The sequence below is a fragment of the Shewanella marinintestina genome, from assembly GCF_023283845.1.
Taxonomy (GTDB): Bacteria; Pseudomonadota; Gammaproteobacteria; order Enterobacterales; family Shewanellaceae; genus Shewanella; species Shewanella marinintestina.
This window is the reverse complement of sequence record NZ_JAKILC010000025.1, coordinates 17,073-30,962: the sequence shown is the minus strand read 5'-3', so window position 1 is coordinate 30,962 and position 13,890 is coordinate 17,073. Positions and strand designations below refer to the sequence as shown.

13 protein-coding genes are annotated in these 13,890 nt (G+C 43.2%); 8 read left to right on the top strand and 5 right to left on the bottom strand.

From position 1 onward, the window contains the following. Position 1: 1 nt before the first annotated feature. Positions 2 to 331, bottom strand: a complete 330-nt coding sequence (locus L2747_RS19885; RefSeq protein WP_249000712.1) for a hypothetical protein — start codon at positions 329 to 331, stop codon at positions 2 to 4. A 170-nt stretch (positions 332 to 501) separates the two neighbouring features. After that, positions 502 to 1,479: a LysR substrate-binding domain-containing protein gene (locus tag L2747_RS19880; RefSeq protein ID WP_249000711.1), complete on the bottom strand. Its 978-nt coding sequence runs from the start codon at positions 1,477 to 1,479 to the stop codon at positions 502 to 504. A 100-nt stretch (positions 1,480 to 1,579) separates the two neighbouring features. On the opposite strand from L2747_RS19880, the gene L2747_RS19875 reads away from it, so the two are divergent. After that, complete coding sequence (locus tag L2747_RS19875; RefSeq protein WP_249000710.1) at positions 1,580 to 2,782, top strand: multidrug effflux MFS transporter; 1,203 nt, start codon at positions 1,580 to 1,582, stop codon at positions 2,780 to 2,782. 158 nt (positions 2,783 to 2,940) lie between these two features. After that, positions 2,941 to 3,534, top strand: a complete 594-nt coding sequence (locus tag L2747_RS19870; protein ID WP_249000709.1) for a tRNA-uridine aminocarboxypropyltransferase — start codon at positions 2,941 to 2,943, stop codon at positions 3,532 to 3,534. 253 nt (positions 3,535 to 3,787) lie between these two features. Here L2747_RS19870 and L2747_RS19865 read toward each other — a convergent pair whose 3' ends face one another. Then, positions 3,788 to 5,914 carry an EAL domain-containing protein gene (locus L2747_RS19865; RefSeq protein ID WP_249000708.1) on the bottom strand — a complete coding sequence of 709 codons (2,127 nt, stop codon included), beginning with the start codon at positions 5,912 to 5,914 and terminating at the stop codon, positions 3,788 to 3,790. Between the two features lie 347 nt (positions 5,915 to 6,261). Here L2747_RS19865 and L2747_RS19860 point away from each other — a divergent pair, with 347 nt between their 5' ends. From L2747_RS19860 to L2747_RS19850, 3 genes are all read left to right on the top strand, one after another. Further along, positions 6,262 to 6,621, top strand: a complete 360-nt coding sequence (locus L2747_RS19860) for a hypothetical protein (RefSeq protein WP_249000707.1) — start codon at positions 6,262 to 6,264, stop codon at positions 6,619 to 6,621. Between the two features lie 48 nt (positions 6,622 to 6,669). After that, positions 6,670 to 7,305 carry a class I SAM-dependent methyltransferase gene (locus tag L2747_RS19855; protein ID WP_249000706.1) on the top strand — a complete coding sequence of 212 codons (636 nt, stop codon included), beginning with the start codon at positions 6,670 to 6,672 and terminating at the stop codon, positions 7,303 to 7,305. Positions 7,306 to 7,374: 69 nt separating this feature from the next. Further along, complete coding sequence (locus L2747_RS19850; protein WP_249000705.1) at positions 7,375 to 8,346, top strand: hypothetical protein; 972 nt, start codon at positions 7,375 to 7,377, stop codon at positions 8,344 to 8,346. Positions 8,347 to 8,402: 56 nt separating this feature from the next. Here the strand turns inward: L2747_RS19850 and L2747_RS19845 are convergent, their stop codons facing one another. Further along, positions 8,403 to 9,068, bottom strand: coding sequence for a flagellar brake protein (locus tag L2747_RS19845; protein WP_249000704.1), 666 nt, complete (start codon positions 9,066 to 9,068; stop codon positions 8,403 to 8,405). Positions 9,069 to 9,387: 319 nt separating this feature from the next. On the opposite strand from L2747_RS19845, the gene L2747_RS19840 reads away from it, so the two are divergent. Then, entirely contained in the window at positions 9,388 to 10,719 is a 1,332-nt protein-coding gene (locus L2747_RS19840; RefSeq protein WP_249000703.1) for a M16 family metallopeptidase, read from the top strand. Beyond that, positions 10,716 to 12,176 (top strand): M16 family metallopeptidase, encoded by a 1,461-nt coding sequence (locus tag L2747_RS19835; RefSeq protein ID WP_249000702.1) that lies wholly within the window; start codon positions 10,716 to 10,718, stop codon positions 12,174 to 12,176. The genes L2747_RS19840 and L2747_RS19835 overlap by 4 nt, the downstream gene beginning before the upstream one ends. A gap of 105 nt (positions 12,177 to 12,281) precedes the next feature. On the opposite strand, the gene trmL is transcribed toward L2747_RS19835, so the two are convergent. Continuing rightward, complete coding sequence (trmL, locus tag L2747_RS19830) at positions 12,282 to 12,743, bottom strand: tRNA (uridine(34)/cytosine(34)/5-carboxymethylaminomethyluridine(34)-2'-O)-methyltransferase TrmL (RefSeq protein ID WP_249000701.1); 462 nt, start codon at positions 12,741 to 12,743, stop codon at positions 12,282 to 12,284. A gap of 206 nt (positions 12,744 to 12,949) precedes the next feature. On the opposite strand from trmL, the gene L2747_RS19825 reads away from it, so the two are divergent. Next, on the top strand, positions 12,950 to 13,879 hold the full coding sequence (locus tag L2747_RS19825; protein WP_249000700.1) for a LysR family transcriptional regulator: 930 nt from the start codon (positions 12,950 to 12,952) through the stop codon (positions 13,877 to 13,879). Positions 13,880 to 13,890 lie beyond the last annotated feature (11 nt).

Sequence of the window (13,890 nt, the reverse complement as noted above, 5' to 3'; positions counted from 1 at the left end):
GTTAAACAGGTTCGTTTGGGTTGTGCTCAAATGTACGACCCTGTTTAGGAGCTGCTCGAGTAGACTCTTTAAAAATAGTCTCTTGAAATTCTTCTTGATGATGAAACTCTTGGTTTGCTTGCTGTTTTTGAAAACGAGCGAGCTGGCGCTTCAAAAATACGCGTCCAAATAGACTTAGAGCAACAAAAGTAATGGCGCCAAATAGCAGTAAAAACGGTAAGGCGACAAGTGCTAGCGTCATAAAGGCTAAGCCGATAACAAATGCTAACCAGCCACGAGTGCCAGAGAATCGGTTATTCATCGGATTGTGTTGAAATTGGCTATAAATCATAAGTTCTCCCAAATATCTTAATGCTAGCTTACACCAAAAGGATGAATGCAGACTGAATGGCAGTGTCATTAATACTGACAGGTCTTTAATTGGTGCTGCTTGTGCTAACGGTTAAATAGTATATTGCCGAGTTATTAATCGAAGATCACGTTAATAAAGCTTCATCTTAATCAAGCTGGTAGCGATTTGTGGCTTGAGAAAGCATTGGCGACACTTTCACAAATGATCTCTTTAACCCAGCGATGTCCCGGATCATCTGCATTTCGTTCATGCCACAGCAACACATATGCTAGCGGAATAAATTCAAAAGGTAATGGTAGTTCAACTAACGGATAGAGCTTTTGTGCGTGTTGAGCAAAACTCGATGGTAGGGTGAAAATAAGATCGCTATGGGCACAAACACTCGCTGCTCCATAAAAGTCAGGCACAGTGGTGCTTAGGCGGCGATGGTGACCTAAATCGGCTAAGTGGTAGTCTAGCGCCCACCAGTCATTACCTTCACAGCGCACCTGCACATGTGACATTTCCAAATATATATCTAGATCCCAATGACCTGCTGCAACGGTTGAAATGATTGGGTGGTCTTGGCGCACTAAGCAAACTTGGTGGTCGGTAAATAAGGTTTGGTGAGCAATTCCTTCTGGTAGCCTATCGACTTGAAAAGCGGCTTGTGGGTGTAGTTCTCGCCCTGAAATGCCAAAGTCTAGTTGGCCTTGCTGTAAGGCTTGTATTGAGTGTTCGTTCCAGCCAAAACTGTCGAGCTTTAAGTTCGGCGCACGCTCAAGCAAGGTACCTATAAAATAGGGGATCAAGGTTTCATAAGCGCTTTCCACCATAGCAAACGAAAACTGGCGAGTGCTGTTATGTGGTGTAAAATTAGGCGGCAGGGTTAGCTGATATAAACCTTGCAAGCTTTGTGGTAGCAGTTTACCTAGCTGCACGGCATGAGCTGTGGGTTTTAAACCATGAGCAGTGCGTAAAAAAAGCGGATCGCCTAAGGTTTCACGTAAACGGTTTAAGCTCTTGCTGAGGGCCGACTGACTGACATGTAAGCGGCTTGCTGCTCGGGTTACGCTCTCCTCTTCTAGAAGTACTTGTAAAATAACTAATAGATTAAGATCGATGCGTGCGAGGTTGTCGAGTTTCAAAGATATTCCTCAGTGGAAATTCATAACGGAAATAATATCATTTCTGTTCATACCATAGTTTGATTACTATAGCGCTGTTTTCCAAATACAGAGAAAGATAATGCGTCGCAGTTTGTTACCCATTTTATTGCCAATGGTGATTTTAAGCCCATTGGCTATCGATATATACCTTCCTTCCATGCCTACAATGGCGGCAGAATTTGCTGTGTCTGCTAGCGAAATTCAGTCAACGTTAGTGCTGTTTTTATTTGCTATGGGTACAGGTCAATTGCTTATTGGCCCGCTAGCGGATCGTTACGGTCGTCGTCCTGTCGCGATAGGCGGCATCATTTTCTACATGATTAGTAGTGTGTTAGCAGCAGTGGCAGTGGAGTTCCATTGGCTTCAAATTGCGCGGGTGATGCAAGGGTTAGCGGCATGCTCAACTTCGATTGTGGTGTTTAGCGCTGTGAGAGACTGTTTTTCTCCAAAGGAGGGCGCACGTTATTACAGTTATCTAAATGGCATGATCTGTATTATTCCTGCTTTAGCCCCTACTTTGGGTGGCTTGTTAGCGCTGCAGTTTGGCTGGCGTTCTACTTTCGTGTTTATGGCGCTATATGGTTTTGTTGTTTTAATGCTAGTGAGTCTGCGTCTACCAGAAACTCGTCCACAAAATACTGTTAGTGATGGGCCACTTTATCGTTGGGCTCGTTATAAGCCGGTGATTACTGAACCACACTTTGTGTTTTATGCACTTGCTTGTATGGCTGGCATGGCAGCAATTTTAAGTTACGTATCTTACGCGCCAGTTTGGTTAATTGAGAATTTAGGGGTGTCAGAGCTGACGTTTAGTGGTCTATTTGGATTAAATGCGGCTGTGAATATTGTTGCTTGTTTTACTGCGCCTTTGGTGATTAAAAAGTTGGGTAACCGTCCTACAGTGATTGCTGCGTTAACCTTGATGTTAGCCTCTGCTGCGACACAAGTTATTGTGCAAACAGTGGGCCCACAAACGGGCATGATGGCTGCATTTAGCTTTATGTTGCCTATGATGCTGCTTTGTATTGGTTTTGCGCTATTACTTGGCCCAGCAACAAGTATGGCACTGTCAGCTTTTGGTGAAAGAGCGGGAACTGCGACGGCTATGTTGGGCTTCATTCAAATGAGTGGCGCGTCATTACTGACCGCTTTGATACAGCAAACCAGTCTGCCAGCACCTTACGCAGTTGCATTTTTGATGGGGGGATTAGCTATTGCTTTACTTGCGATGATGGCAATGCCGAAGTTAGATCATTGGCATCAAGAGCAGCATGCCCATTAGTAAGATTTTGATTAAAAGTTAGATTCGTTTCAACCTGAAACACCCTTAGCCTGCATAGACTAACCATCTAGGCAGGCTTTTTTTATTTTGCATTGCAGTACCTTGGCCCGCTCAGCTAAACTTCTACCGCTTACCATAAAGTACTTTATTGAGGTTCTGTGTCCCGTCCTAATTGCCCAAACTGTCACTACCCGCAAAATGCGTGTTTGTGTGCAAATATTCAAACTATGCAAATCAAACCTAAGCTGATTATTTTGCAGGATCCTAGCGAAGTGGGGCATGCAAAAAATAGTGTGCGTTTGATGGAGTTGGTTATTGCTAATACTCAAGTCGTAGTAGGTGAGACAGCCGATGATTTTGCAGGCTTGCGCGAGCAATTAGCCCTGTCTAACAAGCCTGTTTATTTAGTTTATCCATCAGATAATAGCGTATCGGCAAACGAGACTCAGATAGCGCAAGACGTTGTACTGCTTTTCTTGGATGGCACTTGGCGAAAGGCCTATAAATTACTGCAACTGAACCCTTGGTTACAGGATTATCCAGCCTTACACCTTGACCTGGATTCTGCTTCAAATTACACCATACGTAAGGCGAGCCGCAGTGATAGCTTATCGACTTTAGAGGCTGCAGCTATGATGATTAAAGCGATTGATAACACGCAAGATATCACTCCATTAACCAATGCATTAAGTGCAATGGTTGAACAAAGATTAGCATCAATGCCTGCAGAGGTTAGAGCGCGATATCGTTAGAAATATGAGCTTTGCTGATAATGACCTTTGCCTGCTGTAAAACATCTAATTGAATGTGGACTTTTGTGATTTGTATTGGTAATTGATTGAGGAAATCTCGTCGAAATCACGCAAATTTTTTACCCAATGAGGTCTAATACTTTTGTCATCTAAAGATGATAGGAGTAGCTACGCCGGCACAAGCTTTTGCAGGGAGCGATACTGAATAACCTATTCGGTGTGCTTGGCGTAGTTGCGCTTCTATTCAGTCTTGTTAGACGTTACAGCTAGCTAAAGACAGTTGTTCTGCATGGGTTAATATTTGTAATGAAAATGTCTTTGCTTTTAAAGGCTTACCGAAATAAAAACCTTGTCCCATACCCTTGCCGATAGTTAGCAGCGTATCGCGCTGATGTTGGTTTTCAATTCCCTCAACGATAAAGCAGATATCTAATGTTTGCGCCAATTGAATCACGGCTTTGCAGAGTTTTTGCCCTTGTGGGCTATCTAAAGCTTGAGCAAAACCAGAGTCAATTTTTAGTGCATCTATAGGTAAACTACTAAGTCTACTTAGCGATGATAATCCGGCACCAAAGTCATCAATTGCGATGCTGATATTCATCGACTTTAATTGATTTAATACCTTAGTTATTAGCGCAGGACGTCGAATTAGAGCGCTTTCTGTTACTTCAATCACTAACGCGTCTGCTGGCAACTGTGTGCGATCTAAGGTATCGCGAACCATACTAATAAAATCCGGATGCTCTAGCTGAGAAGCTGAAATATTAACACTAATTTTAAGCGTTGAATTAAACTCTTTATGCCACTGGACCATCTGTAAGCATGCTTGCTCTAAAACCCATTGACCAACACTGACCATAGAGCCTGTTTCTTCCAAAAAAGCTAAGAAATCATGGGCTTCTATCATCTCGCCATTATTACGCTGCCAGCGTAATAAAGCTTCCACGGCAACAAGAGCGTTAGATTCAAGATCTACCACACTTTGGTACACTAGGCTAAATTGTCTTAGGCTTTGTGCGTGGCGTAAGTCATTGAGTATATGTAGTTTCTCTTCAGCAGCTTCACGAATCGTCGCATTATAAAAACGAATATGGCTAGGGCTGTTCTTAGCGGAATACATAGCTGTATCTGCCATGCTCAATAATTGATTTGGTTCATCACTTTGTTGTGGAAACAGAGAGATCCCTATGCTGGTACCAAGGTAAAATTTTTGACCATTGATTTCGAATGGTGCTTCAAATAACGATAAAACCAACTCAGAAAAAGCTTCTATCTCTTCGGTTGTGCGGCACTCTGGCAGGACTAATGTAAATTCATCACCACCGAGGCGAGCAATTTCCGCATTTTCAATACAACAAGCTTCTAAGCGCGCAGCGACCAGCTGCAAAACTTTATCGCCAGTTGAGTGACCAAAGCTGTCGTTAATGTTTTTAAATCCGTTAAGGTCTAAAAACATCAACGCTCCCATCAAGCCCGGAGATTGCTTAATATTGCTAATCGCTTTATTGAGTATTTTGATTAAATGAAAGCGATTTGGCAGGCCAGTTAACCTGTCGTACATGGCTTGTTGAGTGAGCTTGGCTTCAAGGGCTTTTTTCTCGCTGATATCACTAAACAAGTTGACGTAAAAAACTTGCTCATCGGCGTATATACGGCGGCAACTTTGCCATGCTGGAAAAGTAGAACCATCAGAGCGACACTTCCACACTTCTCCCTGCCAGCTACGTTGGCTCGTTGAGCTGTTATTTGATTTGCTTAGCTCAAGATTAAGATCGGCTGGTTTCTTATTCAGTAAGTGCTCAGCGCTGTAACCGCAAATGCGACACATGGCTTTATTAACTGCCAAGATCTGATCATGCTCATCTGTGATATAAACGGCTTCAGCACTGTCTTCAAGCGTTACTGACATTAGCTCTTTAGGTAAGGTTTCAAAGCCGTTACTGATCTTTTTTCGAGTACGTTTACGTCTATCCATCGGCTGGAAAGAGATTACGGTTATCGGGGTGTCGTCTAATTCTGCAGGGTGTAAGGTGAGCATGGTTGGCAGCTCTTTACCTTGTTGACTCATGTGTAGCCAGCTAAAAGAAAGGGTTTCTCCTTTAGCTGCTTTTTTTAGCATCTGCTGGCCATATTCAACGCTACTCTTACCCGAGGATTGAATGCGTGGCGAAAAGTCGAATGGCGTTGCATGCAGAAAGTTTTGTTCTTGGCTCTCAAAGTAATTAAGAGTAGAAGTGTTGGCAGCAATAAATTGTTGCCCTTGAATAATGGCTAATGCTGGAGATTCCGCAGTGGTCTGCGCAAGCTTGAGTTGCTCTAGTAATGTCGGATCTGTGGCCGTTACACGGGAGTATAGTTTGGACCACATTGACGCACTCATACACTCTTCCCTTTTGGCATGACATTATTCAGTTGAAAAATAACGCAAATATTGATTTAAAAATCATCAATTCGATGGAGTTTTAATAATTAAGCGTCAAAAATACCTTTATTTGACGCTTTGCACAATTAAGATGTAACAAAATTGAATCTAGAGAACATTAATTTGAAAATATTGCGACAACGCCAAAATTAATAGTCACTTGTCGTTAACTTAACCGCTAAACGGTTATCGCAGCAGTTATTTTAAAGCGCTGCTTCAATTATAATCAAATAAAGAATATTGGATTCTGGCGCTATCGGAAAAATAGAAACCTGTGATGCTAGGTAACAAGGAAAAGGTTAACCATGAATATATTTGTAAAGATTAGTCATCCACTTATTTTGCTAGTTGCTGCATTGAGTAGTTTTGCGGTAATTGCTAGTGATGACCCGACCCAAAAGCGCGCTGACTCTTTGTCGCAGCAAGCTGAGCAGGTAAAGCAACAAGTTGAACAAGAACAGTTACAAAAGGCCCGTGATGCAGCTGAGCAAAGGACGCAACGAGAAGCAGATGTATTGAAACGACAACAGCATGGTGATTGGGAAAACGATCAAATAGAAAAAGCACAGCAACAATTTAAGCAACGAGAATCGCGAGAAGAAAAATATTTACGCGAAGCGCGAGAAGCGGCCAATAAACAACGTAAAATACCTAAGCCGTTTTAAGTTGTTTCAAATTGGTAATTACCAGTTGAGTGATAGTAGGAATATCTTTTGAGTCATTGTCCTTTATGCCAGCAGCATAGTTTAGTCGCTTTTCATCAAGATAAATTTAGACGTTATATGCGTTGTGGCCACTGCTTATTAGTCAGCGTGCCGAGTGAGTTTCTATTGAGTACTACAGATGAAAAAGCGATTTACGATCAGCACCAAAATAATGCCGAGGACTTAGGTTATCGGCAGTTTTTGTCACGTGCAGTTGATCCTATTTTAGCGCGAGTGAACGCTAACAGTCAGGGCCTAGATTTTGGCTGCGGCCCAGGCCCTACCATTAGTGTTATGGCAGCAGAGCAAGGGGTTAAAGTTGATAACTATGATCTTTACTACTTTAACCAGCCTGAAAAGCTCACACGCCAATATGATTTTGTCACTATGACGGAAGTCATAGAACATGTAGCTGATGCCAAAGCGCTGTTAACGACACTCGATAACCTATTAAAACCCGGTTCATTGATGTTAATTATGACTAAGCGTGTCAGTGATCAAGCAGCATTTAGCAAGTGGCACTATAAAAACGATTTAACCCATATTAATTTCTACTCGACTGAAACTTTTGAGTGGATAGCGCAGCAATATAACTGGTCATTAGAAGTGTTAGGCAATGATGTGGTGTTATTTACTAAGTGTTAAAAGCGCTTGATAGCACTGCCAGCTTGTGACTAAAGTGTTTGGCAAAATATGAACAAAGGAATGAGTAGTATGAAAGCGACAGTATCGACACTTATCTATGGCATGTGGTTTTGTTTGAGTATCTCATTATCGGGTACCAGCTTAGCAGCTACCAGCGATTCAATAGCATTTCTTAATAAGGTTGATGCTGCAACTGTATTAACTCAAGAGGATGATTTTGTTGGTGGTATTAGCCAATTTGATATGGCGTCACGCATGAAGCGTGCAGACAGCCCAAGCAAAGCGGAATACTTAGCTTTTGTTGCTAGCCAAACTTTAGATTGGAGCGAGCAAGAACGAATAGCGGTGGAGCAAGCGTATGGTAAAATATTACCTAAACTTAAACAGTTAAATGTGTCTTTACCTAAGCCGATTCAGTTTATTAAAACCTCTGGCCTAGAAGAGGGCGGCGCGGCTTATACTCGCGGTCAGGCTATTATTTTGCAGCAAAAGCAGTTAAGTCATGCTGACGGCCTCCCAGGTTTGGTTGCCCATGAAATACTGCATATATTTTCGCGCTTTAACCCAGAGGTAAAACAAAAGCTGTATCAAGCAATTGGCTTTTATCCGGTTGGTGAAATTGCTTTTCCTAGCGACCTGTTGAAACAAAAAATTACTAACCCTGATGCACCTATTAATAACTTTGCAATTCAAGTGAGTTATCAAGGCAATATGGTTTGGGCAGTACCGATTCTTTATTCTGCAGAGCCGCAATATAGCCTAGAAAAAGGCGGTGAGTTCTTTGACTATCTTGAGTTTAACTTTGTTATTGTTGGGGATTCTGAGCAAGCGAGCACTAATATTTATGACCCTGACAATGCTCAAATTGTAAAAGTTTCAGAGTTAAAAGGATTCTTTAAACAGATTGGCCGCAATACCAATTATATTATTCATCCTGAAGAGATTATTGCTGAAAATTTCTCCTTTTTAATGACTGGAGAAACTGAGCTTAAATCACCTAAGTTGTTACATCACATTGAGCAGGTGTTTCTTGCGCGGTAATTAAGGTATCGCAGCAGTGATGGATTCGTTTATCGGGTGACTGCTGCGCTATTCTGTTAGCTGTTTAAGTGCTGTAGTACCACTTTTTGCACTAAATCTTCGGTTTCTTCAGCGCTAGCATCAATGATAAAACCATATTGGGCTAGCCCGGTTTGCGCTTCTAATTGCTGATTTTTTAGGATCACAGCAATAGTTTTAACTTCATCATCGAGCTCAATTTTAAGACGAAACTGACTATCTATAACAAAGTCTGTTCTAGCATCACCGGCAAAAGCACCGCCTTTGATTGAAATATCCTTCAAATGCCCGCTCAACACTACATCGCTAGCATCTGCCGAAATTAGGCTAGCTTTGATATTTATAGGTACACGAGAGTGTTGTCTTAAAGATACGGTTTGCAGCTCTTTGGGGTAGGTGATGATTAACCATTGCCCAGTCTCGCTGACGACTTTTTGAATCGTGCTGCGAAACGCTAAAATGTTAGCATCTTGCTCATCGCTATTGACCACGCGGATCACTACGCTCTGTCTTTCCCGGATATATGGGTTAGCGGTTTGCCAGCTCTTATCGTTACCTAAGGTTAAAATTACCGAGCGCCCGGGATCGACGCCGATTAAACGGCTACGCAAACGTATGGTCTGAGTGGGAGTGAGTAACTGCAAATGTACGTCTGTGTTGCAGTTGAGCGTATCTAATGTATTGAAGTCCTTTTCTGACTGCATAAGCGGCCTACCTCTCGCGGAACAGAATTAGAAACTAGCATAAAACCCTTGCTAACAAAACGTCATTACAGCTTTGTTAAGCCATGTTTACCTAGGGTTACAAATATTTGCTGTCATTAATTTGATTTTCATCGCCATTTGCTTTTTGATGGGGGCGGAATTCATAGTGAGAATCGCTATGATTTATAGCCGAAAGCCGAGTTTTGGTTATATTGTGGCTATAAAAATCAGCATATAACAAGAGTGCTTATAACAATCAGTATAAAACGTTGACTAGCACAACTTCTTATACTGGTTGCGATTAAACAAGGAGCGAATAATGAAGCGCTATACCAAGGCATTATTTTTAAGCCTAGGCATGCTGCTGGCAATGCCGATGGCACAAGCCACAGAAGCCACAGATATTCAAAGTTTCACTTTGGACAATGGCATGAAGATTATGGTGTTAGAGGACAGTTCAATCCCTAACGCCAACATGTACCTTTTCTGGAAGGTTGGTTCACGGAATGAAGTTCCGGGGATCACTGGGATCTCACACTTTTTCGAGCATATGATGTTTAACGGCTCTAAGAAGTATGGCCCAAAGATGTTTGACCGCACTATGGAAGCGGCCGGTGGTGCAAACAATGCCTACACTACCGAAAACTTAACAGTGTATACCGATTGGTTCCCAGCCAATGCCATTGAAACTATTTTTGATCTTGAAGCCGATAGAATTGAAAACCTCGATATTAATGAGCAGATGGTGGAAAGTGAGCGCGGTGTGGTTGCATCAGAGCGTTTAACAGGGCTGGAAAATTCTAACTGGCGAGTGATCCAAGAAGAGCTAAAAGGAGCGGCATTTAGAGCGCACCCTTATAGCTGGTCGGTGATTGGCCATGAGTCAGATATTGAGGCTTGGACCTTAGATGATTTAACTCAATACCATAAAACGTACTACGCGCCGAACAATGCCGTCGTGGTGATTGCAGGTGATGTAAAGCTGGCCGAAGTGAAAAAGCTCGCCAATAAATACTTTGCTCCAATTCCGGCACAAGCACCGCCAAGAGAGGTGAAGACCGTTGAGCCGCTACAAAAAGGTGAGCGCCGCGTATTTGTGCAAAAAGCCTCAGTGAGCACGCCAAATGTAATGTTGGGTTACCACGTACCAGCTACATCAAATAGCGACTACTATGCGCTGGATCTATTGGCATCGATATTAACCACAGGCAACAGCTCACGTATGTATCAAGGCTTAGTAGATAAGCAAGTTGCCATCGAGGTCGATACTTATATGCCTATGTCGTTTGACCCTAACTTATTTTACGTTATGGGGGTGGCAAACCCAGGGGTAACAGCACCTGAACTTGAAGATGCAATGATTAGTGAAATCAATCGAATTTCACAACAAGGTGTGACAGAAGCTGAGCTTGAAAAGGTTAAAAACATTAAGCTGATGGGCTTTTACCGTGCGATGGAGACTATTAATGGTAAAGCCAATACGATTGGTACTTATGAGCTATTTTTTGGCAGTTACGACAAGTTATTTAACGCGCCAGAGGCTTATAACAAGGTGACGCCTGCAGACATTCAGCGTGTGGCACAAACTTACCTAAAACGTTCAAATCGCACCGTTGCTGTGCTGGCTGCAGAAGAGGAGGCTGACCAATGAAGACCTTATATTCAACCTTAAGCGGCAGAACGTTACAGCAACCTAAGCAGCTGCTCACGGCAATCGCCGTTGCGGGCGCGTTAGCTTTATCTGGTTGTGCAACGACGCAAGCACCAACAACCATTGATACTGGTAGCTTTAGTGTTCCAGCTTATCAACAGGTTAAGCTTTCTAACGGCTTAACTGTGTATATGATGCCGCAACGTGAAGTGCCACTCATTACCATAGATGCCACAGTACGAGTTGGTGCCGTTAACGATACAACTTCTGGTGTTGCAGAGATGACCGCTGCTGGTTTGATGCTAGGCGCCGCGGGCAAGACTAAGCTTGAAATTGAGCAAGAAATTGACTTCTTAGGTGCGAGCTTAAGCAGTGGTGCAGGTAAAGAAGGTAGCTTTATTAGCAGTAATTTTATGGCAAAAGACGCTGATAAAATGTTGCCGCTAATTAAAGACATGCTGGTTGCGCCGGACTTTGATGCCACCGAGTTTGATAAATTACGCCAACGCGAAATCGCCGGACTATCGCAAGCAAAAGAGAGTCCGCGAGCGGTGATTAGTCGTTACTACGACAAGCTGATTTTTGGCGACCATCCCTACGCGAATGCGACATCGGGTAACCGTGATTCATTATCTGAGTTAACGGTAAATCAGCTGCGCGCTTTCCATAAGAGTTTCTATCAGCCATCAAATACTGCTATTAGTATTGTTGGTGATTTTGAACCAGCAAAGATGCAAGCTAAGTTAGAAAGCTTATTCGTTGACTGGCAAGATACCGAGCCCGCTGCGCTTATCGACTTATCAAAAGGTTTGCCTAAGCTAGATGCTGCCGAAGTGTTGTTAGTCGACAAGCCTGATGCGATTGAAACCACGTTTTTAGTCGGTGGCATGGGCATTAGCCGTGACAATCCTGACTATGTTGGCCTAACCGTGATCAATACGGTGCTGGGTGGTCGCTTCACCTCATGGCTTAATGATGAACTGCGAGTCAATGCCGGTTTGACCTATGGTGCACGCTCAGGTTTTACCCCTTACTCGGCCTCTGGTACCTTTAAAATCAGTACCTTTACCCAAACGGCGACCACTAAGGAAACTATCGATCTAGCCTTAAAAACTTATGCAAGACTGTGGGAGCAGGGCTTAGATCAAGTCACCCTAGACTCGGCTAAAGCCTACGTTAAAGGGCAGTTCCCGCCTAAGTACGAGACCAGTGGTCAGCTTGCAGGGCTAATGTCTGATATGTATTTATATGGTTTTGACGATGCGTTTATTAATGAGTTTCAGGCTAAAGTTGATGGCTTAACGCTAGAAGAGTCAAAGCGCTTAATTGATACTTATTTCCCTAAAAAGAACCTGCAGTTTGTCATCATAGGTAACGCCGCTAAGATTGCGCCGATAGCCCAAGAGCATGGCAAGGTTAAGCAAGTGAATATGACCGATGTAGGTTTTGGTGGATAAGCATAAGTTTTAGATTGCTTACATCAGCTTAAATAGCCAAAAGCCGCGATTATCGCGGCTTTTTAATGTCTGGAACATTTATGGCTGTATTTTTTTAGCTAAGATTTACACGCCTGCGTAATCTAGCTGACGCCAAGCCTCATAGCTGATAATGGCTACCGCATTCGACAGGTTTAAGCTGCGGCTAGTAGACATCATCGGGATGCGTAGGCGCTGCTCAGTTGGAATCGAATCGATGATATCTGCCGGCAAGCCGCGGCTTTCTGGGCCAAATAGCAATACATCGTCTTGCTTAAATGTTAGCTCTGAGTGCGGTCGGCTGCCCTTAGTCGTGCAGGCCATAATGCGTTTGCCAGCCATTGCTTCAAGGAAGGCTTCAAAGTTTTTATGGTGGGTCACATTGGCTAAATCGGCGTAGTCTAAACCGGCGCGGCGTAGCTTCTTATCTTCTAAATCGAAGCCTAATGGCTCAATCAAATGCAGGTGGCAGCCGTTGTTAGCGATTAAGCGGATGATATTACCCGTATTTGGGGCGATTTCGGGTTCGTAAAGCGCGATATTAAACATGCTGATCTGCCTAAAAATTAGTGAGCCGAGATTATACGGTAAAAATTGCTAAGCGGAAAATAGCTATCATAGCCAAGTCAGGTCGTACAAGGCAATGCAATCGCGTGCTTACGTGAGGCGGCTCGTAATAATCGCAACAGGTAATATACGGCTGCTAGCTTTACTACTATATTGCAGCCTATCGATACCTGCTTTTAGGCTCATTAATGGATCTCGCCAAACTCTCGCGGATCAGCATGAAACATCTGATCACCTTGCATGTGATGCTCGACACCTTGAGCGTTACAGCCAGTGCTGAGCGATTATGCTTAAGTCCATCTTCGGTGAGTAAAACTTTAAGCCAGTTAAGGCAAAGCCTTGATGATGAGTTGTTTTATCGACACGGTAACAAGCTGGTGGCAACCCCATTAGCGAGGCGACTCGGGCCGAGTGTGCATCAAATTATCAATGATATGAATCAGTTGATGACTCAAGAGGCTTTCAATCCTGCAGAGTATAGTGGCCGTTTTTCATTGGCGATGCGTGAGAGTACCTTTGAACTACTTGCCGCTAAATTTAGCGCGCATATATTGCGTTTAGCGCCAAATATTCGTTTCGATATTTGCGCTAAAGATAGCGTTGGTTTTGACGGTTTAGTTAAAGGCAATTTAGATTTTATTGTATTACCTCATGATAGAAGTCAGCCGCCAATTTCACAGCAAGAATTGGTTTGGCAAACTTTGATTACTGACGAGATGGTGTGCTTGATGAACCCAGAGCATCCACTTGCACAGCAACAACAGATGTCGATCCACGACTACCTCAGCTTTAGTCATATTGGCATTAGCGATACTGACCTCAATACGCCTTTTTTTGAGATGCAATTAGCCCAGCAGTCGCGCAATCGCGCAGTACCAATTTCGGTGGCCGACTTTGGTAGTGCGGCATTACTGTGCCATCACAGTGAATTACTGTTTACCTGCTCACGGCGTTGGGCTGAAAATGCTATTCAAGCCAAAGGCTTAGTAACTAAGGCTATGCCGCTGGATTATGGTGAGGTGGCTTATAGTTTGGTGTGGCACAAGCAAAGTATGAATGACCCAGCACTGCGGTGGTTGCAACAACAGTTAGTTGAGTTTGCGCGCCAAGCGTTTTAGCAAGTTAAAAC

Coding starts and splice junctions, on each gene's coding strand:
- L2747_RS19860 (WP_249000707.1), top strand. CDS start 6,262: ATGAATATATTTGTAAAGATTAGTCATCCACTTATTTTGCTAGTTGCT.
- L2747_RS19835 (WP_249000702.1), top strand. CDS start 10,716: ATGAAGACCTTATATTCAACCTTAAGCGGCAGAACGTTACAGCAACCT.
- L2747_RS19845 (WP_249000704.1), bottom strand. CDS start 9,068: ATGCAGTCAGAAAAGGACTTCAATACATTAGATACGCTCAACTGCAAC.
- L2747_RS19885 (WP_249000712.1), bottom strand. CDS start 331: ATGATTTATAGCCAATTTCAACACAATCCGATGAATAACCGATTCTCT.
- L2747_RS19875 (WP_249000710.1), top strand. CDS start 1,580: ATGCGTCGCAGTTTGTTACCCATTTTATTGCCAATGGTGATTTTAAGC.
- L2747_RS19825 (WP_249000700.1), top strand. CDS start 12,950: ATGGATCTCGCCAAACTCTCGCGGATCAGCATGAAACATCTGATCACC.
- L2747_RS19840 (WP_249000703.1), top strand. CDS start 9,388: ATGAAGCGCTATACCAAGGCATTATTTTTAAGCCTAGGCATGCTGCTG.
- L2747_RS19850 (WP_249000705.1), top strand. CDS start 7,375: ATGAAAGCGACAGTATCGACACTTATCTATGGCATGTGGTTTTGTTTG.
- trmL (WP_249000701.1), bottom strand. CDS start 12,743: ATGTTTAATATCGCGCTTTACGAACCCGAAATCGCCCCAAATACGGGT.
- L2747_RS19865 (WP_249000708.1), bottom strand. CDS start 5,914: ATGAGTGCGTCAATGTGGTCCAAACTATACTCCCGTGTAACGGCCACA.